The organism is Salinispora tropica CNB-440 (assembly GCF_000016425.1).
Taxonomy (GTDB): domain Bacteria; phylum Actinomycetota; class Actinomycetes; order Mycobacteriales; family Micromonosporaceae; genus Micromonospora; species Micromonospora tropica.
Window position 1 is genome coordinate 2,436,432 of the sequence record NC_009380.1, and the last position, 20,089, is coordinate 2,456,520.

Consider the following 20,089-nt stretch of genomic DNA (forward strand, 5'->3'; position numbering starts at 1 on the left):
CCACCGACCGGTTCAACGGACCAGGGTCAGGAGAAGCACCGTCGTCAGCAGTCCGGCGACCACCACCACGGCCATCGGGCGTGGGCCGAGCACCGCGTGTCGCCGGTCGGCCAGAACCTTCGCCGGGGCCAGGCCGACCAGCGGGCCGAGCAAGGTCACGACCAGCGCCAGCACCGGCAGCCCGACCGCCAGGTCCCCGCCGTACCGGTCGCCGGCCGTCCGGGCGACGGTGCCTAGGGCGTAGGTGACCAGCGCACCGCCGACCCCGCAGAAGGCCAGCAGCGGATGCGCGGATCCGGGCAGCTCACCGGGTTGACCGGTACGGGCCAGGAGGTCCCGCACCGCGGCCAGCATCGGCAGGGGATTCCCGGCGACGCCGTCGACCGGACCGGGGGGCCCGTCCATCCGGCGGCCCGCCGACCGGAACCGCCCGCGTAGCTCCTGCCACAACAGCCGGACCTCAGCCTCGACCCGCTCCTGCAGCCTGCGTGCTGCGGTCACCTCCCGTTCCGCGTGACGGACCTGGTCCTCGGCGTTCGCCACGGCCCGCTGCGCGGCCGCACACTGCTGCTCGTACCAGGTGTGTGCCTCGGCTCGCTGTGCCGACACCTGCTCGGTCAGGTCGGCCAGTCGTTGTACCTGCGCCGGGTACGACTCGCTCGGCACGGGTTGGTTCACCGCTGGTGCCCGTACGGAATGATCGTCTGCCCGGTGCGGTGCACGGCCCGGTCGAAGAAGAGGCCGCGCCACGGGCGGGGGTACCACTCCGGCCCGCCGGTGCCGGGGTAGAGCGAGGCACCCAGCTCCCCGCCGTGCGTGTCGAGCGCCACCCACGCGCCGACCTGGTCGGTGCGGGCGGCCGGTCCACCGAGGTCGGCCCGCATCCGCGCGACCCCCCGCCACCAGGCCAGCACATGCGTCCGCCGCTCCGGCCCGTCGTGCAGAATGCGACGCAGCTGCTCCAGCCCGGTCTGGCCGCCGACCCGGGCGGCGAGCGCGCCGGCCGCCGCGTCAACGGCGAACAGCAGCAGGTAGTGGGGAGTGCCGACGCCAGGGGTGCCCAGCCCGGCGGTGGTCTCGGCCATCAGTTCGGTCACGGTCTCCTCGTCGTACCAGGCGACATCGTCGCCGAGATCGGTGTAGAGGGACCGGGCGGCGGAGTCGGCGTCCGGATCCAGGCAGGCGATGGAGAACCGCGCGGCGCCGGGGCGGTGCTGGCGGGCGAGCGACCGCCCAGCAGCGGCGAGTACGGCGCAGGCCTCGTCAACGCGGGTGCCCAGCACGGCGAGGTTGCGTCCGGGTGCACGGGGCAGCCGAAGCACTGCCGAGCGGGCCTGGACGTCGATGATCTCACCGAGTAACGCCGTCGGGGCTCGCAGCGTCCCGGTCTCCGGTGCGGAGAGCGCCTGGTAGTCCGGGGCGTCGACCAACCGGGGGATCGCGTCCCCATCGAACAGCCGCGCCGGGGCGGCATCCGGCGGGCGCATCCGCCAGAGTCGGTGCTGTAGCCCGCTCCACGTCTCCCAGTCGCTCGCCGACGGGATTCGGGCGATCTCGTTCCCCTCGGCCAGCCCCGACTCGGCATTGACCACGGCGTGGTGACGGGGTAGCGACTGCGCGGCGTCGTTACGCTCGGCGAGGATCCGAAGCGCCTTGGGCAGGGCGATGCGGAGGGTGAACTGGGCCACCAGGGCCGGCCGCCCCCACAGGGCCTCGATTCCCCGGACGTCCTGCGAGGCGAGAACCAGGTGGATGCCCTGCGAGCGACCGCGTCGGGCCAGATCCTCAAGGAGGTCGGCGGCCTCCCGGGCGACCGCGTCCCGGCCGGCGAGCAGCATCTGGAACTCGTCAACCACGGCGACGATCCGCGGCCAGGACCCGGCTGGGTCCACCTCGCGCAGCTCGGCGAGCTTCGTGACCTCGTATTTCTTCGCTGCGTCGGCACGCCGACGCAGCTCTTCGGCGAGGAAACGAAGCAGGGCGAGTCCGAACTCCCGGTCCGTGTTGACGTTGATCCCGACCAGCCGCATGTGCGGCAGCCAACTCGGGTCGCGACGACCCTGTGCGAACCGGGCGAAGGAGACGCCCTCCTTGAAGTCGAGCAGGTAGAACTCCAACTCGGCCGGGGAGTAGCGGGCGGCGAGCGCGCCGATCCAGGCGAAGATCAGGTTTGTCTTGCCCGTGCCTGACGGGCCGCCGATCAGCGCGTGCGGTGGATAGTCGCCGAGGGTTACCAGCACCGGCTGGCCATCTGTTCCTTCGCCGATCGGCGCGATCAGGTCGGCTGCCGAGTCCTCCCGCCACATCTGGTCCGGTGGCGGCAGCAGGTCGGTGAAGGGCGTCGGTTCCGGGCCGGCGTTGACCCGGGCCGCGAGGGCCCGGCAGGTCTCGGTGACCAGGGTCGCTGGGGGCGCCGGGTCGAGATTGACCGGCGGTGCGCCGGCAAGTTCGACCCGGCCCGGCTCGACACGGATTCGGGCTACGGTGGCGTCCTCCGGCAGCGTCAGGCCGCGTACCACGAGGTGCACGCCGCACGCGGCGCCGGTGCGGACCACCCGATCGAGTTGGCTGCGCTCGTGCCGGGACGGCTCCTCCCCGCCGAGCAGTACCGCCATCCGCCACGGCTCTGGCCGGCGACCGGTGGCTGCGGCCAGCTCGCGCAGAGACCGGTGCTCACCGGCCAGGACGGTGGAGTTGATCCGATGGATCTCCTCGACGAGGTCGTCGAGGAGCCGGCCCAGCCCGCCGGGGCCGACGAAGGTCAGCAGCCCGGCAGTGCCCAGCGGCGCGAAACCGGCCAGGCCGCCTCCGAGGTGCTCCGGGTCGTAACCGGTCAACCGGACCGCGCCCGGGTCGGCCCGGCCTACTGCCCGTAGCAGCAGCGCGGCCACCACCGCTTCGCCCGCCACCCGGTCGCCGCCGGTCAGCTCGACGTGCCCGGCGTCGAGGAGCGGTACCAGCGCGGGCACCGGTTCCCCACGCGGGACGGCGAGTGTGCCGACCCGCAGTGGGCCGGGTGGCTCCGCGCGGCGAGCAGGGGTGGGATGCCACTGTGGCCAGTCGGCGGTGGCCGCGCCCGGGGCCTCCCGTCGGGCCGCGTCAGCCGCCCGCCGGGACAACTCGGCGATCCGGGCCGAGTGTTGGGCGTCGATCTCGGCGAGGCGACGGTCTCGTTCCGCGCCGACTCGGGCGGGCACCGCGGCGGCGGCTTGGCGGACCCGGTCCAGTCGGCCCCGTTCGGCGGCCAGCTCCGTCTGCGCCGCGGCCAGCCGGGTCCGCGTTGCACCGAGGGCCTCGCCGAGGGTTTGCCGGACCCGGGCGGCGAGCTGCGCCCGCCGGTCAGCCATCGGTGTCTGGTCGAGACGAGGGGCGTCTCGTGTCGATCGACCCGCTCTGGCTTTCGGCCGGGAATGGGTTACTGCGGCGGGCAGTGGCAGCCCGCCGCCGGACGGTGGCAGCCGGTTGCCCGATGCTGGCGGCGTGCCGCTCCCACTCGGCGTCGGTCCGCCGGTCGCGCGTCGCGGTGGCCTGCCGCTGGCCGTCCACCGCCGTTTGTCGGGTCCGCGCGTCGTCAGTGCGGCGTTCGCGCTCGGCCGGGGTCGGTAGCTCGCGGCCGAGCCGGTCGAGCAGGACGCCGATCAGCACCCCGGCGGTGACCGCCGGGTCGGCGGCGTGTGGCTGTTCGGCGGCGTCCCGGCGTGGCGGCGGCATCCGGCAGACCCGGGCCAGAAGCGTCTCCGTTACCGGCGCGGGCAGGCCCGGCAGCAGGTCGCGGGTCCGGCTGTCCAGGGCTTGGCGTAGCCGCGGCAGGTCCTCGGCCCGGGGCGGGTGCCCAAGGAGTTCTCCGGCCAGCTCCCGCAGCAGAGGAGGGGCCAGTGCGGCCAACCCCAACCCCACGTCGGCGTGGGCGCGGCCCAGCTCTGCGTGGAGTCGTTCCCGGTCGCCGGCGCGGACTTCACGGACGACTCGGTGCAGCAACTCGCTGGAGTCGGCGATCGCCTCATCCGGTTGCCCCGACACGGTCCCGCCCCCGGTCAACTCGGCGACCCGGACTGCCCACCAGCGGGATGCGGCCGGGGTCGGCGGGACCGCGATCGTCGTGGGTGGGGTGGTACCACGGGGAGCGTCGTGTGCCGGTCGCTGGTCGGGGGTGGTACGCGGGGTGGGCGAGTCGTCGGCAGCCAGCCCGATCATGGCCAGGTAGGCCGTCAGCTGCTCCTGGGCGACGCGCAGTGCGTAGCCAGCGGACTCGGCGTGTTCGACGGCGCTGGACAGCTCCGGCACCCCCATCGGGTTGGCGGACTCCTGGCGTACCCAGCGCAACCGCTCGACGGCCAGCCCGAACCGTTCGAGTGCCTCGGCGAGTTGGCCGAGCGGCAGGTCGTCGCTGGCGGCGCGCACCTGCGCGCCGATATCTTCGACGATGGACACGACGCGCTCAGAGGGTCGCGACGTAGAGCTGGGCCTGCTCGACCGCGACGAGTGTGGCCGCCAAGCAGTCCTCCAACTCCTGGCCCGCCTGGGTCAGCGAGGCCTGGGCCGCATCTACCGTTTCGTGTCCGCTGCCCTCCAACGCGCCGGCCAGAGTCTGTTGCGCCTCGGCCAGCTTCTCAGCGGCGGCGTGCACCGCGCCCTGGCCGTCACCGATCTGTTGCAGCGCGACATCGATGGCTGCCTTGAGCTCGGCGACGCTCGCCACGACGGAACCTCCTGGGGCAAGGGGAGGCCTCCATTAGAGCCTATCGGCACCGGGGAGAGAACATCCTCCCTGTCAGTATTCAACCCTACCGAGTGGTTGTCACCTGCAAGCGCGGGGAGTCCGCCTACTGGGACGCCTGGAAGCGGGCTCAGTAGCTGGTCAACCAGCGCGGACCACGTACCTCGGCGCCGCGCCGGATCACGCGTTCCCGCAGCTCACGGTCGGCGGTGATGACGACCCGGCGGCGCTGCGGCTCGGCGGCGACCAGGTCGACCACCACATCGTCGCCGGACCGTTGGGCTGCCACCACCCGCACCCCCGACACCGCCGGCACCCCGCGCGCCGCGCCCTCGACCACCAGCACCACCTCGACCGGCGGCGGCAGTTCCGGGGGCACCCCGGAATCGGACAGGCCAGTGAGGCTGTCCCGCAGTCGGGTGGTCGCCCCGACCCGGTCCCGCCACCAACCGTCCGGCCGGGATCCCACCACATTGGCGGCGTCCACGATCAGCAGCGGTGTCCCGTTCATGCCGCCAGCCTGCCACCCGATCCGCCCGCACCCGGGTAACCCCGATGGGGCCAGCCGGCGGAGTTTGTCCCGACGACTGCCGGGTAGCCCCTGGCGACCGTGCCGCGCCAAGCAGCGGAGGAGACAGATGATGGGACCCGGCGACTTCGGCTCCGACCCCTGGGACGAGTTCCTGGCCCGGTACTTCGGCCGGAGCGAGGGGGGGCGCCGGCCCGCGCACCGGGTCGACATCACCCGACTGATGACCGCCGACGCCCGGGAGATGCTTGCCGACGCGGCACGTCGGGCGGCCGAGCGGCACAGCACCGACCTGGACACCGATCATCTGCTCTGGGCCGCGCTGCAACGGGAGTCCCTGCGCGAGCTGGTCAAACGAGCCGGTGCCGAACCCGACACCCTGCTCAACGCGCTTGGCGGGCGGGGTGAGGGGGCGCCGGGCGGCGAGGTCCCGCCGAATCTGTCCCTCACCCCCGCGGCCAAGCGGGCGCTGCTCGACGCCCACCAGCTGTCCCGAGCCATGAGCGCCAACTACATCGGGCCGGAACACATCCTGATGGCGTTGCCGCTGAACCCGGAGTCGCCCGCCGGCCGGATGCTCGCCGCCGGCCGCATCCAGCCGGAGTCGTTGCAGGCGGCAAGCGCCGAGCGGGGCCCGACGAGCGGGCCGCGGCCGGACCGGGGCACCCCCACTCTCGACCAGTACGGGCAGGATCTCACCGAGCTCGCCCAGAACGATCAGATCGACCCGGTTATCGGTCGGGCCGACGAGATCGAGCAGGCGGTCGAGATCCTGTCCCGGCGGACGAAGAACAACCCGGTGCTGATCGGCGAGGCCGGTGTCGGCAAGACCGCCATCGTGGAGGGGCTCGCGGAGCGGATCTGCGACGGCGACGTGCCACAGACCCTGCTCGGCAAGCGGGTCATCCAGCTCGACCTGGCCGGCCTGGTCGCCGGTACCCGCTACCGGGGTGACTTCGAGGAGCGGCTGAAGAAGGTTATCGACGAGATCCGGACCCATCGTGAAAAGCTGATCGTTTTCCTCGATGAGATCCACACCCTGGTCGGGGCGGGCGGTGCGGGCAGCGAGGGCGGAATGGACGCCTCCAACATGCTCAAGCCGGCGCTGGCCCGCGGTGAGCTGCGCGTGATCGGCGCGACCACGCTGGACGAGTATCGCCGGACCATCGAGAAGGACGCCGCGTTGGCCCGCCGCTTCCAGCCGGTCTTCGTTCCCGAGCCGGGTGTCGAGGACACGGTGGCCATCCTGCGTGGCCTTCGCGACCGCTACGAGGCGCACCACCAGGTCCGCTTCACTGACGAGGCGCTGGTCATCGCCGCGGAGCTCTCCGATCGTTACGTCACCGACCGCTACCTACCGGACAAGGCGATCGATCTGATTGACCAGGCCGGCGCACGGGTCCGGCTGCGTACCCGCACCCCGGCCTCGGACGTACGCGAGTTGGAGACCCAGCTCGACGAGGTACGCCGCGACAAGGAGCAGGCCGTCGCCGACGAGCAGTACGAGAAGGCCTCCACGTTGCGCGACCAGATCGCCGAACTGGAGGCCCAGATCCGCCGGGTTCGCGGTGACGAGGGCGCGGGCAACCACGTGCCGCAGGTGGGGCCGCACGAGATCGCCGAGGTGGTCTCTCGGGCCACCGGTATCCCCGTCCAGCAGCTCACCGAGGAGGAGCGGGATCGGCTGCTGCGGCTGGAGGGGCACCTGCACGAGAAGGTCGTGGGTCAGGACGACGCGGTCAACGCGGTCGCCGAGGCGGTGCGCCGTTCGCGGACCGGGTTGGCGGATCCGGATCGGCCGATGGGCAGCTTCCTCTTCCTCGGCCCCACCGGCGTCGGCAAGACCGAGCTGGCCCGGGCGCTTGCCGAGGCGCTGTTCGGCGAGGCCGACCGGATGGTGCGGGTCGACATGAGCGAGTTCCAGGAGCGGCACACCGTCAGCCGGTTGGTCGGCGCGCCGCCCGGCTACGTCGGGTACGAGGAGGCCGGGCAGCTCACCGAGGCGGTGCGCCGCCGCCCGTACGCGGTGGTCCTGCTGGACGAGATCGAGAAGGCGCACCCGGACGTGTTCAACATCCTGCTCCAGGTGCTCGACGACGGCCGGCTCACCGACAGCCAGGGCCGGACGGTGAACTTCAAGAACACCGTCCTGATCATGACGAGTAACCTCGGCTCGGAGCTGATTACCGGTACCCAGCGGGCGGTCGGCTTCGGCGCCGGGGCAGCCGGTGGGGAGAACGACGAGCTCCGTGACCGCCTGTTGCGCCGGCTTCAGGAGAACTTCCGACCAGAGTTCCTGAACCGCATCGATGAGATCATCATCTTCCGCCGCCTGGAGGCGGAGCAACTGCGGCAGATCACCGAGCTGCTGTTGGCGGAGACCCGCCGTCGGTTGCACGCGCAGGATATCGACGTCGAGATCACCACCGCCGGCGTCGACTGGCTCGCCGAGCACGGCTACCAGCCCGAGTTCGGTGCCCGGCCCCTGCGCCGGGTCATTCAGCGTGAGGTGGACAACCAGTTGTCCCGGATGCTGCTGGAGTCCGCGGTGTCGCCGGGCCAGCGGGTCGTCGTGGACGCCCGTGACGGCGAGCTCACGATCGACGTCGCCGAGGACGGCGGCCACACCGCGGCTACCACCACGCATCCCCGTTGAGCCGGGAGGCGGAGATGACCGAGCCCGAGGAGACCCAGGAGAACACCGAACGGACCGAGCCGATCGTCGCCGCACCGACGGCGAACCCCGCCCGCGTGCAGGTGCCACCGGAGGGTCCGGGGCAGGGGACCAGCGAGCCGGACCCGGCGGGGACCGACGGACGGCGAGAGGAGGGCTGATGGTACGCGAGCAGCGGCTCGATCCGCAGGTGGAGGAGCTCTGGGAGAGCTTCCACGAGCGGGTCAACGTGCCGTCCGAGAAGCTGCGGCAGTGGCTGCTGACCCGGGGCTCCGGCGAGGAGACGTTCGGCCCCGACCCCGACCTCGGCCTACCCGAGCCGGGCCGGCGCATCCTGCGGGTGCTCACCAAACGCAAGGTGGACCTGACCCGGGATGACATCGAGACGATGCGGGACACGATCGACGAGATCGAGAACCTGCTGGCGGCGAAGCCGCCGCGTGGCAACGCCGATGACCGGTGGCGGCACGCCCTGCTGGATCTGGGCCACGACGTCCTGGTGGAAGGCTGACCGCTTCGATCCGGTCGGGCGGGGGCGCCGGCTTCGGGCTCACCGGCACCCGCACCGACCGATCACTCCGGGCCGGGCTCCAGGCTGGTGATGGTCAGGCCCGCCGCGTCGGCGGCTGTCTCCCGATCGGCGCGGGTCTGCCGTTCCCGGGTGAGCAGGTTGGCGTATTCGGTGACATCTGCCGGGGCGGGAACCGCCGGTAGGCGGCGTAGGAAGAGCTCGACGTCCCGGGCAGCGGCGGTGTGCGCGGTGGCCGCCTGCCGCAGTGTCTCGCGGTCGTCGGCGGCGGGGTACAGGTCGGTCATGCCCGTCTGTTACCCGGCGTCACGGCGTTCGCACCCCGTGGACCGGTTCGACAGCTGTCGGACCCGGCGCCGAATCACCGTGCCGCCCCTCCTGGTATCAAGGAGCGATGAGGAGCGACGCCGCCTGTGCCCATCCCGCGCCTACCGACGAGGTCATCGGCCTCTGTCAGGATTTGCTGCGCATCGACACCACCAACACCGGTGACAACGACACCAGCGTCGGGGAACGCCGAGCGGCCGAGTACGTGGCGGAGAAGCTCGCCGAGGTCGGCGTTGACTCGACGATCTACGAGTCCGCGCCCCGCCGGGCCAACCTGGTCGCCCGCATCCCCGGCACCGACCGGACCCGACCCGGCCTGCTCGTCCACGGCCACCTGGACGTGGTGCCGGCCGACGCCGACGAGTGGTCGCTGCATCCGTTCTCGGGTGAGCTGCGGGACGGCTACCTCTGGGGTCGCGGCGCGATCGACATGAAGGACTTCGACGCGATGATGCTCGCGGTGGTGCGGCACTGGCAGCGCAGCGGATTCCGGCCGCCCCGGGACGTGGTGCTCGCCTTCACCGCCGACGAGGAGGCCGGCAGTGACTACGGCGCGCACTTCCTGGTGGAGCACCACCCCGACCTCTTCGCGGGTTGCACCGAAGGCATCGGGGAGGTCGGGGGCTTCTCGTACTCGGTGAACGAGAACCAGCGGCTGTATCTGATCGAGACTGCCCAGAAGGGCATTGACTGGCTGCGGCTGCACGCCAGGGGGCGGCCGGGGCACGGCTCGATGGTGCATGACGACAACGCCGTCACCGCCCTCACCGCGGCGGTCACCCGGATCGGTCAGCACCGCTTCCCGGTTGTCGTTACCGACACCGTACGCGCGTTCCTCCTCGAGGTGTCCGAGGCGCTCGGCATCGAGCTCGATCCGGACGACCCGGAGGCGGCCATCGGCAAGCTCGGCCCGATCGCCAACCTCATCGGGGCGACCATCCGCAACACGGCCAATCCCACCCGGCTCGCCGCAGGCTACAAGGACAACGTCATCCCCGGGCGGGCCACCGCCACCATCGACTGTCGCAGCCTGCCCGGCCAGTCGCAGCTGCTGGAGCGGCAACTGCGCGATCTGGTCGGCCCGGACATCGAGATCGAGTACCTCCAGCGCCAGCCCGCGCTGGAGACCACCTTCGACGGTGCCCTGGTCGAGGCGATGTCCGCCGCGCTGCGCGCCGAGGACCCGGGGGCCCGGCCGGTGCCGTACATGCTCTCCGGCGGCACCGACGCGAAGGCCTTCGCGCGGTTGGGTATCCGTTGCTTCGGCTTCGCACCGTTGCGTCTCCCCGCCGACCTGAACTTCTCCGCGCTGTTCCACGGCATCGACGAGCGGGTTCCGGTGGACGGACTACAGTTCGGCGTGCGGGTTCTCGACCGGTTCCTCCGCAACTGCTGAGCCGCTTCCGTACTTCGGCGCGGCGCCTTCCGAACACCGAAGGGACGCCTTACATGATCGACCAGCATGGTGAGCTGGACACCGCCCTCGAACGCGTCATCGAGGCGGCCCGCCACCACCTGGCCGCCGTGCGCGCCGCGCAGGGCCGAGTCGACGACGATGCCCTCTGGCAGGCGTACGTTGCGTTGAACAACGCCTCCTACGCTTACGACGAGCAGCTGATGGAGGCCTTCGGCGAGGTTAGTCCCTGGGATGTGCAGGCGATCGACCCAGAGGAGGCCGACCAGCGCTTCGCCGGCCCCGACGGGGCGCCGGCCACCGACAGCCATCCACAGGTCATCTCGGTTCGGCAGCGTCGGGACTACCGGGTGCCGAGCGTCTCGGCGCTGATCCGGGCCGCCGCGTCGGCCCGCCGGGCGGACACCCCGGTTGAGGACGAGCCGGCACCCGTCGAGGGGGTCGGTGAAGCGGTCCTGGAGCTGTTGCAGAGCGGGGACGGATCACTCGCCGCGCTGGATGTGCCGGAGTTGGAGCCACTGGATGGCGTCGTCATGGTCAGCGAGGTCGACGCCGCGGTCGATCTCGAGGCCTTCGACGATGACGACCCGGTGGGTCCGTTTCAACCCGCCGCCGAGGACCGGCTGGTCGGTCGGCTCGACGAGCACCCGTTCCTCGAACTGGACGACGAGGAGTACGACGACACCCACTAGCCGCCCCGGTGGCGACCTCGTCCCGCGGGCCGGGGCAAGTGGGCTGACCCTCGGGCCCCGGGCGGCTAGTAGGAGAGGCCGGGCGGTGGCGGGCTGATCCGGCGACGGCGCAGAACGACCTGCCGAGTCCCATCCCGGAACAGCCGGACCCGGGCCAGCTCCCAGCCGGAGAACTCCGCCTGGATGGCGAGCTGCGCCGCCGCGGTCAGCCGGTCAACGTTCGGGGGCAACCGGAGCGGCGCATATTCGTAGTCCATGGCCCTATGCTGCCCATCCGCCCAGCCCAGCGCCACCCTGACGGCATCCCGCCTGGCCCGGTTACCCCAGGCCAGGCGGGATGCCGTCGGCCCCGGAGTCAGCCGTCGCGCTCCGGATAGCCGACCGGGACGGCGGAGACGTCGTCAAGGGCTGTTCTGATCTCCTCCGGCAGGGTCATCTGTTCGACCTGGAGCGCGCCGAGTAACTGTCCCACCGTACGTGCGCCGAGGATCGGCGCGACGACCCCGGGCCGATCGCGGATCCAGGCCAGCGCGACCTCCAGCGGGGAGACGCCGAGACCGTCCGCGGCGGTGGCGACCGCCTCCACGATGCTGGAGCAGCGCGGCTCCAGGTAGGTCGCGACGAACCGTTCGAAGTGCGGTGAGGCCGCCCGAGAATCTGCTGGTCGGCCGTTTCGGTACTTGCCGGTCAGCACTCCCCGCCCGAGCGGCGACCAGGGTAGGACCCCCAGCCCGAGGGCCGCGCAGGCCGGTAGCACCTCCCGCTCGATGCCGCGTTCCAGCAGCGAGTACTCCACCTGGGCGGCGACCACCGGGGAACGGCCGGGCCAGGCCGCCTGCCAGGCCGCGGCGCGGGCGGTTTGCCAGCCGGAGAAGTTGGAGACCCCGACGTACCGGACCCGCCCGCTGCCGACCGCATGGTCCAGGGCCGCGAGGGTCTCCTCCAGCGGGGTGTCCGGATCGTACCCGTGCACCTGGAACAGGTCGACGTGATCGGTGCCGAGCCGACGCAGCGACGCGTCCAGGGTACGCAGCAGGTGTCCACGGGAGCCGTCGCGGCGCCGGCCGTTGCCCGGGCGTAGCCCCGCCTTGGTCGCGATCAGTAGCTCCTCGCGCGGGGCCAGAGTGCCGAGCAGCGAGCCGAGGACCGACTCGGCGTCACCGTCACCGTAGACATCGGCGGTGTCGACCAGGTTGCCGCCGGCGTCGAGAAAGCTCTTCAGCTGGGCCGCCGCATCGTCGGCGTCGGTGTCTCGGCCCCAGGTCATGGTGCCGAGCGCGAGCCGCGAAACCGCCAGCCCGCTTCGGCCGAGCGGTCGCTGTTGCATGGCTGAATCTTATTTCCATCGAGGGTCGCACCGATATCCTCGCTGCCCATGCTGTTGGCGTGGGCCGGTGACCGAGGACGGCGATCGTATTGCGTAACCTGAGGCGACCTGTGCGGTGAATGGGGGAGGACTAGTGCGACTTGGGCTCAGCCTCGGCTACCAGACGGCGTGGAGTACACCCGCCGACCACCTGGCTCTGGCCCAGGAGGCGGACCGGCTCGGTTACACGGTGGTGTGGACGGCAGAGGCATACGGCTCCGACTCGCCGAGCATGCTCGCGTGGATGGCCGGCCAGACCAGGCGGATCGAGCTGGGTAGCGCGGTGATGCAGATTCCCGGCCGCACCCCGGCGATGACCGCGATGACCGCCGCGACCATCGACGCTCTCTCCGGTGGCCGGTTCCGGCTCGGCCTGGGGGTGTCCGGTCCGCAGGTCTCCGAGGGCTGGCACGGCGTACGGTTCGGCCGACCACTCGCCCGGACCCGTGAGTTCGTTGACATCGTTCGGTTGGCGGTGGCCCGGAAGGAGGTCGCCTACTCCGGCGACTTCTACACCCTGCCGCTGCCCGACGGCCCGGGTAAGGCGCTGCGCCTGGGCTTCCACCCGCCTCGGGAGCACATCCCGACCTACCTGGCCGCCGTCGGTCCGAAGAACCTGGAACTCGCCGGCGAGATCGCCGACGGCTGGCTCGCCGTCTTCTACGCGCCGGAGTTTGCCGAGGAGCAGCTCGCTGCGATCCGCGCCGGTCGGGCCCGCGTCGGAAAGGAGCTGTCCGGCTTCGATGTGGTTCCCTCGGTGCCGGTGGTGATCGGCGACGATGTTGCCAACTGCGCCGAACTGGTCCGTTGGTACGCCGCGCTCTACATCGGTGGCATGGGCAGCCGGAAGCAGAACTTCTACAATCAGCTGGCGACCCGGATGGGGTACGGTGACGCCGCGCGCGAGGTGCAGGATCTGTACCTGGCCAAGCGGCAGCGCGACGCCGCCGCCGCGGTGCCGCTGGAGTTGATCGACCGCACCTCGCTGCTGGGCCCGAAGGAACGCATCGCCGAGCGGATGCGGGAGTTCGCCGCTGCCGGCGTCACCACTCTGTCGGTGACCCTCTTCGTCGCCGACCGGGACAGCGGTGTGCAGACCCTGCGGACCGTCGCTGAGGCGCTGGATCTCGCGGGAGTCGGGGAGTGACCTGGGTCGAGGCCATTGTCCTGGGCATCGTGCAGGGCCTTACCGAGTTCCTGCCGATCAGCTCGTCGGGCCACCTGCGGATCACCTCAGCGATCTTCTTCGAACGGGACGCCGGAGCATCGTTCACCGCCGTCACCCAGCTCGGGACCGAGGCAGCGGTACTGCTCTACTTCGCCAAGGACATCTGGCGAATCACCCGTACCTGGGTCGTCGGAATCTGGGATCGGTCGGTGCGTAGCAGCCTCGACTACCGGATGGGCTGGTACGTCATCGTCGGCTCGATTCCGATCGGCGTCTTCGGCCTGCTGTTCAAGGACCAGATCCGGGAGACCGCGCGGAACCTGTGGCTGGTCGCCAGCACGTTGATCCTGTTCGCCTTCGTGCTGGCGTTCGCCGAGTACTGGGGTCGGCAGACCCGAACGCTGGAGAACTTCCGGATGCGGGACGGCGTGGTGATGGGTTTCGCGCAGGCGATGGCGCTGATCCCGGGTGTGTCCCGTTCTGGGGGAACCCTCACCGCCGGCCTGCTGCTCAACCTGACCCGGGCGACCGCGGCCCGATACTCGTTCCTGCTGGCTATCCCCGCGGTGGTCATGTCGGGCATCGTCAGCCTCGGGGACGTCTTCGCGCCAGCTGCCCCGGGTACCTCGGTGCCGAGCGGGGCACAGATGATCGTGGCCACCGCACTCGCCTTCGCCGTCGGGTACGCGGCCATCGCCTGGTTGCTGCGCTACGTAGCGCACCACACCCTGTACATCTTCGTCCTGTACCGGGTCGCGTTGGGAACGCTGGTGCTCGCCCTGTTGCTGACCGGCACGATCAGCGCCACCTGATCCCCCGCCGACGCGCCCGGGCGCGGGCGCCGGCCCGGGGCGCATCGGCGGGGGAGGGGTGGGGCAGGCCCTAGGGTGGTCACCGTGGCGACCCTACTGCTCCTGCGACATGGCCGGACGACCGCGAACGCGGCCGGAGGGCTGGCCGGTCGGCAGCCGGTCGAGCTGGACGAGACCGGCCGTGATCAGGCCGCCGCGGTCGGCGAACGGCTCCGGCTGCTGTCCTGCGCGACCGTGGTGACCAGCCCGTTGGTCCGTTGCCGGCAGACTCTGGACCTGGCGCTGCCCGAGGCCGTGCCGGTGGTGGAGGAAGGGCTGACCGAGTGCGGGTACGGCAGCTGGGAGGGCCAGCCGCTGAAACAGCTCGCGAAGGAGCCGCTCTGGCCGGTCGTGCAGCAGCATCCCAGCGCGGCGGTCTTCCCGGGTGGGGAGGCGATGGCGACCATGGCGGCCCGGGCGGTGGCCGCGGTGCGTACCTGGGATGCTCGGGTGAACGAGGGACACGGGCCGGACGCGGTCTGGCTGGCCTGTACCCATGGCGACGTGATCAAGGCGATCGTGGCGGACGCGCTCGGCTTGCACCTGGACCTCTTCCAGCGCATTGTCGTGGATCCGGCCTCGGTCACGGTGATCCGCTACACCCCGCTGCGCCCGTTCCTGGTGCGGCTCAACGACACCGGCGGCGATCTCACGGCGCTGGTCCCGCCCCCGCCGAAGCGAGGTCGGCGGAGCGCCGCCGATTCGGATGCCGCGATCGGTGGTGGCGCCGGGGCAGGGGCCTGACGGTCGCGGGACCGCGTCGGCTCTGCCGCGGCACCCGGCAGGACCAGCACGGTGAGGCGGGTCCACGTGGCCCGGGCGGCCACGGCGAGGCCGCGGGGCGGGGCGCCGTGGAGGCGCCGCGCGGCGATTCCGGTCGGTGGGGTGCGCGCCGCGCGGGTGCGCCGGATAGGGTCGAGGTATGACCCACCAGGTGCACGCCTTCGAGCCGCCGGAGCGGTTCGTCGCCGGAACCGTCGGGCCGCCGGGGGATCGCACGTTCTTCCTCCAGGCCCGCGGCGGTGGCCGGCTGGTCAGCGTCGCGCTGGAGAAGGTCCAGGTCTCACTGCTGGCGGAGAAGCTGGAGGAGCTGCTCTCCGAGGCGCAACGGCGGTTTGGGGTGAAGCTGCCGGAGACCGGTCCGGTCGGTGGCGACAATGACCCGCTGGATACGCCCGTCGATGAGGAGTTTCGGGTCGGCACCCTGGGACTGGCCTTTGACGTGGACACCGAGACGGTCGTGATCGAGGCGATCGCGGTCGGCGAGGCCGAGGTTGGGGCCGCGGCTGAGGCCGAGGTCGAGTTGGACGAGTCGGACGACGAGGAGTCCGCCGACGAGTCAGACGAAGACCTGGACCGGCTGCGCGTGCGGTTGACCCCGGAGGCGACCCGCGAGTTCATCGGACGGGCCCGGCGGGTGATAAACGCCGGCCGGCCACCGTGTCCGCTCTGTGGTCAGCCCCTGGACCCGGTCGGTCACCTCTGCCCGCGCCACAACGGCTACCACCGGTGACCTCGTCCGATCTGCGCCGTAGCCGGGACCGGGAGTGGCCCCGCCAGGACGACGATCCGTTGCTTCGACTGCTCCGGGAGGGCGCGCTGGATCTGGAGGGGCGGCTGGTCGACGCCTCGAACACGACGCTACGCGCGGTGCTGACCCTGGACGGGAGGACCGCGCGTTGTGTCTACAAGCCGGTACGGGGTGAGCGGCCTCTCTGGGACTTCCCAGACGGCAACCTCGCCGGGCGTGAGGTCGCGGCGTACCTGGTGTCCGCCGCCACGGGCTGGGACCTGGTACCACCGACGGTGCTGCGCGACGGGCCACTTGGCCCCGGCTCCTGTCAGCTGTGGATCGACGGGCCGGACGAGCCGGAGCCGCTGGTCGGGTTTGTTCCCGCCGACGCGCTGCCCGCCCAGTGGTTCGCGGTCGCGGCAGCCCGGGACGACGAGGGCATCCCGTACGCCCTGGCGCACGCCGACGACTCGCGGCTGGCCCGGCTGGCGGTGCTCGATGTGGTCATCAACAACGCCGACCGCAAGGGCGGGCACGTCCTGGTCGGCCCGGATGGCCGAATTCACGGTGTGGACCACGGGGTCAGCTTCCACGTGGAGGAGAAGCTGCGTACGGTCTTGTGGGGTTGGGCGGGCCGCGAGTTGCCGGCGGAGGTGGCGGAGGTGCTCGCGGTGCTCGCCGGCGCGGTCGCCGGGGATTTGGGCAGGGATCTCGCGGAGTACCTCACCGTCGGCGAGATCGCCGAGGTGGCTGCTCGGATCGGGCGGCTGCGGGCTGCCGGTCGATTCCCGCTGCCGTCGCCAGAGTGGCCGGCGATTCCGTGGCCGCCCATGTGATCTTCTGTCACGTTAGTCACCTCGGGTGTGCCCCGGAGCCCGCTGAGGGCTGGTTAGGCTGGCGGTCATGGACTCTTGGGCGGGACACGAGGTGCCGCGGCTACCGGGCCGGGGCGGACCGCTGATGTTGTTTGACTCGGCCCGGCGAGGTACCGCCGCCAGCGCGCCGACCGGCACCGGCACGATGTACGTCTGCGGCATCACCCCGTATGACGCCACCCACCTCGGGCACGCCGCCACCATGATCACCTTCGACCTGATCCAGCGGGTGTGGCGGGATGCTGGGCTGGACGTGACGTACGTGCAGAACGTCACGGACATCGACGATCCGCTGCTGGAGCGCGCTGCCCGGGACGGCGAGGACTGGAAGGTCCTGGCGATGCGGGAGACCGCGCTGTTCCGGGAGGATATGGAGGCGCTGCGGATCATCCCGCCGGAACACTACGTCGGTGCGGTGGAGTCGATCCCGGACATCGCTGAGCGGGTCCTGATGCTGGTGAAGGAGGGCGCTGCCTACCGGCTCGAGGACGGCACCGGCGATGTCTACTTCGACATCTCGGCGACGCCCCGGTTCGGGTATGAGTCACACCTGAGCCGGGAGCAGATGCTGGAGATCTTCCCCGAGCGCGGCGGTGACCCGGACCGAGCCGGTAAACGCGACCCGCTCGATCCACTGCTGTGGCGTGGTGCCCGCGCGGACGAGCCGTCGTGGCCCGGCGGCGATCTGGGCCCGGGCCGCCCCGGCTGGCACATCGAGTGTGCGGTGATCGCGCTGAACCTGCTCGGCGCGCAAATCGATGTGCAGGGCGGCGGCAATGATCTGATCTTCCCGCACCATGAGTGCTCGGCCGCGCACGCCGAGCTGCTGACCGGGCAGACCCCGTTCGCCCGGCACTACGTGCACGCGGGCATGATCGGCCTGGACGGGGAGAAGATGTCCAAGTCCCGTGGCAACCTCGTCTTCGTCTCCCGGCTGCGGGCCGACCAGGTGGATCCGATGGCGGTTCGGCTGGCCCTGATGAGCGGGCACTACCACAGCGACCGCTCCTGGAACGACGAGCTGTTGGCGACCGCGCAGAAACGGCTGGGCCGATGGCGGAAGGCTGCGGCGATGCCCTGCGGGCCGTCGGCGGAGGCGTTTCTGGCCGCGCTCCGCGGACGCCTCGCTGACGACCTCGACTCTCCGGGGGCGCTTGCTGCGGCAGACTCCTGGGCGGAGGCGGCGCTCGTCGGTGTCGGCGACGACCCGGCGGCACCCACGCTCTTCACCCGGGCGCTGGACGCCCTGCTCGGCGTCCGTCTGTGACCTGCTGGGCAGGCTGCCTGGCCACAGGCCTGGTGGGAGCCCGTCAGCCGAGGACGAGCCCCGGGCCTGGATCCGGATCCAGGTCGGTTGCCGGGGCGGGGATCCGGTACGCCTCGGTCAGGGTGGTGACCGGCCCAGGCCAGGTGGCCTGGGCGACCTCAATCGGCTTACGGCGCTCGTCGTAGGCGACGTGCAGCAGGTGTAGCACCGGGGTGTCGGGTCGGATCTGGAGGGTCTCCGCCTCGTCCCGGCTGGGCTGTCGGGCGCTGATCGTGTCGGTCGCGGTGACGTACCGCCGGCCGGTGACTTCCTCCGCCTCCTGGTAGAGGGGGCGACCGAACGCCTCGGCCCGCTCCAGTGAGGTGCCGGCGGTGTCGGCGGGGAGGAACCAGGCGGCGCCCACCTCCACCGCGGAGTCCTCGGCGCGGACCAGATGCCGGCGACAGAGCAACTCAGTGCCGTCGGACACGCCGAACGCGTCGGCGACCTCGGGCGGTGCGGGGGCGGGCCCGACGGAGACGAGCTGTTGCCGATACCGGGCGGCGAGGTCGGTGTGGTAGCCACGGAAGCCGCCGTACCGGCCCCGGGAGAGTCGGTTGAGGCGGCGTCGGGTGCCGCGGACGTACGTACCGGAGCCGGGCTTGGTGATCAGAACGCCCTCGACCCGTAGCTGGTCCACGGCGCGCTGCACGGTCTGCTTGGCGACGCCGAACATTTCGGCGATGGCCGGGATCGAGGGTAGTCGCTCGCCGGGGCCCCAGTCGCCGCGGCGCACCTGTGCCTTGATCTGCGCGGCGATCTGCCGGTGCGGGAACTCGGCCGCACCCGGGTTGATCTGCATGCCCGCCTCCTCGGTCATCACTAGGTTCCTAGGATGCCGGAGCGGGTGTGTCCCGTCCACACCCGACGCACCTTCTTCTCCGGACAAGAGCGGTGCAGGCCCACGAGAGAAGGCGCGGCATACCGCTGCGTCACGTCGTCGCGGACAGCAAGCCAGTGGCCCGCCACCGGTGAAGGTGGCGGGCCACGATGATCAGCGAGGTACGGGTTACCAGGAACCGGCGGTAGGTCCGGCGGAGCCGCCACGCCGACGCAGGTACTTCTCAAACTCCTGTGCGATCTCGTCCCCGGTCAGCGGAGTGATGCCGGCGTCACCGACCCGTTCCTCCAACTCGCGGACGTACTCACCGAGCTCGGCGTCCTGTTCTGCGGCTCCCCGGACCCGCTGCTCCCACTCGGCGGCCTCCTCGGCGAGGTCCGCCATCGGCACCGGCAGGTCCAACACCTCCTCGACCCGGTGTAGCAGGGCCAGGGTTGCCTTGGGGCAGGGTGGGTTGTTGGCGTAGTGCGGTACATGTACCCAGAACGACACCGCGTCGACCTCGGCGCGCGAGCAGGCGTCGTGCAGGACTCCGACAATGCCGGTGGGCCCGTCGTAGCGGGTGGGCGTGAGCTGGAATCGCTGCGCCGCGCCCTTGTCGGAGGCGCTTCCGCTGATCGGTAGCGGTCGGGTGTACGGCACGTCGGCCAACAGTGCGCCCAGCAGCACCACCCGTTCGACCTCCAGGCTGTGGCAGATCTCCAGCACCTGCTCGCAGAAGGTGCGCCAGCGCATGCTTGGCTCGATGCCGCGGATCAGCACGACATCCCGCTCGGTACCGGCCGGGCTGGCCACCGTGAAGCGGGTGGTGGGCCACTCCACCCGCCGGGTCTCGCCGTCCGACATCGCGATCGTGGGGCGGCTGACCTGGAAGTCGTAGAAGTCTTCCGGATCCAGTTCGGTCACTGGCCGGGCCTGCCACACCTGTTCCAGGTGCTCGACGGCGGCCGTCGAGGCGTCGGCCGCGTCGTTCCAGCCCTCGAATGCGGCGATGGCCACGGGGGACCGCAGGACCGGCAGCCCGTCGAACTCGGTCACGCAGTCACCTCGCCCCGCTCGTGGGAGCGGTGCCGGGTGGCTGCCCGTTCGGCCGGCCACCCATGCATCGTGGCGTCGCTGTAGTCCCTCACGTCCGTCAGCCTACGTGCCAGGGACGGGAACCGGACCGTCGGCCGCGCCGATCTATCAATCAGCAAAACAGTTATTCTGGCGGTAAAAGGGCAGCGTGTGCTACTTAACGGCATGTGGGACCGGCAGCCAGGGGTAGACCACACCCCGTGTAGTCGC

General features: G+C 71.3%; 21 protein-coding genes. 11 read left to right on the forward strand and 10 right to left on the reverse strand.

What is annotated here, in order from left to right:
* Positions 1 to 12: 12 nt before the first annotated feature.
* From STROP_RS25695 to STROP_RS10845, 5 genes are all read right to left on the reverse strand, one after another.
* The gene (locus STROP_RS25695; protein ID WP_028567525.1) at positions 13 to 678 is read right to left on the reverse strand and encodes a hypothetical protein; all 666 of its coding nucleotides are present in this window, start codon (positions 676 to 678) and stop codon (positions 13 to 15) included.
* The gene (locus tag STROP_RS10830) at positions 675 to 3,347 is read right to left on the reverse strand and encodes an FtsK/SpoIIIE domain-containing protein (protein WP_011906033.1); all 2,673 of its coding nucleotides are present in this window, start codon (positions 3,345 to 3,347) and stop codon (positions 675 to 677) included. Before STROP_RS10830 ends, STROP_RS25695 begins: the two co-directional genes overlap by 4 nt.
* Positions 3,340 to 4,431 (reverse strand): hypothetical protein, encoded by a 1,092-nt coding sequence (locus tag STROP_RS10835; protein WP_011906034.1) that lies wholly within the window; start codon positions 4,429 to 4,431, stop codon positions 3,340 to 3,342. Before STROP_RS10835 ends, STROP_RS10830 begins: the two co-directional genes overlap by 8 nt.
* Before the next feature lie 7 nt (positions 4,432 to 4,438).
* Positions 4,439 to 4,699, reverse strand: coding sequence for a hypothetical protein (locus STROP_RS10840; RefSeq protein WP_011906035.1), 261 nt, complete (start codon positions 4,697 to 4,699; stop codon positions 4,439 to 4,441).
* Between the two features lie 148 nt (positions 4,700 to 4,847).
* Complete coding sequence (locus tag STROP_RS10845) at positions 4,848 to 5,228, reverse strand: PIN domain-containing protein (RefSeq protein ID WP_026274900.1); 381 nt, start codon at positions 5,226 to 5,228, stop codon at positions 4,848 to 4,850.
* Positions 5,229 to 5,355: 127 nt separating this feature from the next.
* On the opposite strand from STROP_RS10845, the gene STROP_RS10850 reads away from it, so the two are divergent.
* Genes STROP_RS10850 through STROP_RS10855 form a run of 3 tightly spaced genes read left to right on the forward strand, consistent with a single transcriptional unit; the run spans position 5,356 to position 8,431 of the window.
* Entirely contained in the window at positions 5,356 to 7,902 is a 2,547-nt protein-coding gene (locus STROP_RS10850; RefSeq protein ID WP_011906037.1) for an ATP-dependent Clp protease ATP-binding subunit, read from the forward strand.
* A 14-nt stretch (positions 7,903 to 7,916) separates the two neighbouring features.
* On the forward strand, positions 7,917 to 8,081 hold the full coding sequence (locus STROP_RS25155) for a hypothetical protein (protein ID WP_018830090.1): 165 nt from the start codon (positions 7,917 to 7,919) through the stop codon (positions 8,079 to 8,081).
* Positions 8,081 to 8,431, forward strand: a complete 351-nt coding sequence (locus STROP_RS10855) for a DUF3140 domain-containing protein (RefSeq protein ID WP_011906038.1) — start codon at positions 8,081 to 8,083, stop codon at positions 8,429 to 8,431. The genes STROP_RS25155 and STROP_RS10855 overlap by 1 nt, the downstream gene beginning before the upstream one ends.
* 62 nt (positions 8,432 to 8,493) lie before the next feature.
* Here the strand turns inward: STROP_RS10855 and STROP_RS10860 are convergent, their stop codons facing one another.
* Positions 8,494 to 8,736, reverse strand: a complete 243-nt coding sequence (locus STROP_RS10860; RefSeq protein ID WP_011906039.1) for a hypothetical protein — start codon at positions 8,734 to 8,736, stop codon at positions 8,494 to 8,496.
* Between the two features lie 107 nt (positions 8,737 to 8,843).
* On the opposite strand from STROP_RS10860, the gene STROP_RS10865 reads away from it, so the two are divergent.
* Both STROP_RS10865 and STROP_RS10870 read left to right on the forward strand, forming a co-directional pair.
* Positions 8,844 to 10,172 carry a M20/M25/M40 family metallo-hydrolase gene (locus STROP_RS10865; RefSeq protein ID WP_011906040.1) on the forward strand — a complete coding sequence of 443 codons (1,329 nt, stop codon included), beginning with the start codon at positions 8,844 to 8,846 and terminating at the stop codon, positions 10,170 to 10,172.
* A gap of 53 nt (positions 10,173 to 10,225) precedes the next feature.
* Entirely contained in the window at positions 10,226 to 10,882 is a 657-nt protein-coding gene (locus tag STROP_RS10870) for a hypothetical protein (RefSeq protein WP_011906041.1), read from the forward strand.
* A 65-nt stretch (positions 10,883 to 10,947) separates the two neighbouring features.
* Here STROP_RS10870 and STROP_RS10875 read toward each other — a convergent pair whose 3' ends face one another.
* Together STROP_RS10875 and STROP_RS10880 are read right to left on the reverse strand one after the other, a co-directional pair.
* Entirely contained in the window at positions 10,948 to 11,139 is a 192-nt protein-coding gene (locus tag STROP_RS10875; protein WP_018215309.1) for a DUF5703 family protein, read from the reverse strand.
* Between the two features lie 98 nt (positions 11,140 to 11,237).
* Positions 11,238 to 12,209 carry an aldo/keto reductase gene (locus STROP_RS10880; RefSeq protein WP_011906043.1) on the reverse strand — a complete coding sequence of 324 codons (972 nt, stop codon included), beginning with the start codon at positions 12,207 to 12,209 and terminating at the stop codon, positions 11,238 to 11,240.
* A gap of 133 nt (positions 12,210 to 12,342) precedes the next feature.
* Here STROP_RS10880 and STROP_RS10885 point away from each other — a divergent pair, with 133 nt between their 5' ends.
* The 6 genes from STROP_RS10885 to mshC all read left to right on the forward strand — a co-directional run bounded on the left by STROP_RS10885 (position 12,343) and on the right by mshC (position 17,922).
* The gene (locus tag STROP_RS10885; protein ID WP_011906044.1) at positions 12,343 to 13,395 is read left to right on the forward strand and encodes an LLM class F420-dependent oxidoreductase; all 1,053 of its coding nucleotides are present in this window, start codon (positions 12,343 to 12,345) and stop codon (positions 13,393 to 13,395) included.
* Positions 13,392 to 14,228 (forward strand): undecaprenyl-diphosphate phosphatase, encoded by an 837-nt coding sequence (locus STROP_RS10890; RefSeq protein WP_011906045.1) that lies wholly within the window; start codon positions 13,392 to 13,394, stop codon positions 14,226 to 14,228. Before STROP_RS10885 ends, STROP_RS10890 begins: the two co-directional genes overlap by 4 nt.
* Positions 14,229 to 14,303: 75 nt before the next feature.
* Positions 14,304 to 15,011 carry a histidine phosphatase family protein gene (locus tag STROP_RS10895; RefSeq protein ID WP_011906046.1) on the forward strand — a complete coding sequence of 236 codons (708 nt, stop codon included), beginning with the start codon at positions 14,304 to 14,306 and terminating at the stop codon, positions 15,009 to 15,011.
* A 178-nt stretch (positions 15,012 to 15,189) separates the two neighbouring features.
* Positions 15,190 to 15,780: a DUF3090 domain-containing protein gene (locus STROP_RS10900; protein ID WP_011906047.1), complete on the forward strand. Its 591-nt coding sequence runs from the start codon at positions 15,190 to 15,192 to the stop codon at positions 15,778 to 15,780.
* Positions 15,777 to 16,616 (forward strand): SCO1664 family protein, encoded by an 840-nt coding sequence (locus STROP_RS10905; protein ID WP_011906048.1) that lies wholly within the window; start codon positions 15,777 to 15,779, stop codon positions 16,614 to 16,616. The genes STROP_RS10900 and STROP_RS10905 overlap by 4 nt, the downstream gene beginning before the upstream one ends.
* Positions 16,617 to 16,683: 67 nt before the next feature.
* Entirely contained in the window at positions 16,684 to 17,922 is a 1,239-nt protein-coding gene (gene mshC, locus STROP_RS10910) for a cysteine--1-D-myo-inosityl 2-amino-2-deoxy-alpha-D-glucopyranoside ligase (protein ID WP_018830095.1), read from the forward strand.
* 43 nt (positions 17,923 to 17,965) lie between these two features.
* Here mshC and STROP_RS10915 read toward each other — a convergent pair whose 3' ends face one another.
* Both STROP_RS10915 and STROP_RS10920 read right to left on the reverse strand, forming a co-directional pair.
* Positions 17,966 to 18,763, reverse strand: coding sequence for a GntR family transcriptional regulator (locus tag STROP_RS10915; RefSeq protein ID WP_026274903.1), 798 nt, complete (start codon positions 18,761 to 18,763; stop codon positions 17,966 to 17,968).
* A gap of 207 nt (positions 18,764 to 18,970) precedes the next feature.
* The gene (locus STROP_RS10920) at positions 18,971 to 19,840 is read right to left on the reverse strand and encodes a PAC2 family protein (protein WP_011906051.1); all 870 of its coding nucleotides are present in this window, start codon (positions 19,838 to 19,840) and stop codon (positions 18,971 to 18,973) included.
* Positions 19,841 to 20,089: the final 249 nt, after the last annotated feature.

What these genes read in the sequence shown, in the direction of transcription:
- STROP_RS10860 (WP_011906039.1), bottom strand. Translation starts at nt 8,736, where the DNA reads ATGACCGACCTGTACCCCGCCGCCGACGACCGCGAGACACTGCGGCAG.
- STROP_RS10845 (WP_026274900.1), bottom strand. Translation starts at nt 5,228, where the DNA reads ATGAACGGGACACCGCTGCTGATCGTGGACGCCGCCAATGTGGTGGGA.
- STROP_RS10865 (WP_011906040.1), top strand. Translation starts at nt 8,844, where the DNA reads ATGAGGAGCGACGCCGCCTGTGCCCATCCCGCGCCTACCGACGAGGTC.
- STROP_RS10830 (WP_011906033.1), bottom strand. Translation starts at nt 3,347, where the DNA reads ATGGCTGACCGGCGGGCGCAGCTCGCCGCCCGGGTCCGGCAAACCCTC.
- STROP_RS10880 (WP_011906043.1), bottom strand. Translation starts at nt 12,209, where the DNA reads ATGCAACAGCGACCGCTCGGCCGAAGCGGGCTGGCGGTTTCGCGGCTC.
- STROP_RS10870 (WP_011906041.1), top strand. Translation starts at nt 10,226, where the DNA reads ATGATCGACCAGCATGGTGAGCTGGACACCGCCCTCGAACGCGTCATC.
- mshC (WP_018830095.1), top strand. Translation starts at nt 16,684, where the DNA reads ATGGACTCTTGGGCGGGACACGAGGTGCCGCGGCTACCGGGCCGGGGC.
- STROP_RS10850 (WP_011906037.1), top strand. Translation starts at nt 5,356, where the DNA reads ATGATGGGACCCGGCGACTTCGGCTCCGACCCCTGGGACGAGTTCCTG.
- STROP_RS10855 (WP_011906038.1), top strand. Translation starts at nt 8,081, where the DNA reads ATGGTACGCGAGCAGCGGCTCGATCCGCAGGTGGAGGAGCTCTGGGAG.
- STROP_RS10900 (WP_011906047.1), top strand. Translation starts at nt 15,190, where the DNA reads ATGACCCACCAGGTGCACGCCTTCGAGCCGCCGGAGCGGTTCGTCGCC.
- STROP_RS10875 (WP_018215309.1), bottom strand. Translation starts at nt 11,139, where the DNA reads ATGGACTACGAATATGCGCCGCTCCGGTTGCCCCCGAACGTTGACCGG.
- STROP_RS10915 (WP_026274903.1), bottom strand. Translation starts at nt 18,763, where the DNA reads ATGCAGATCAACCCGGGTGCGGCCGAGTTCCCGCACCGGCAGATCGCC.
- STROP_RS25155 (WP_018830090.1), top strand. Translation starts at nt 7,917, where the DNA reads ATGACCGAGCCCGAGGAGACCCAGGAGAACACCGAACGGACCGAGCCG.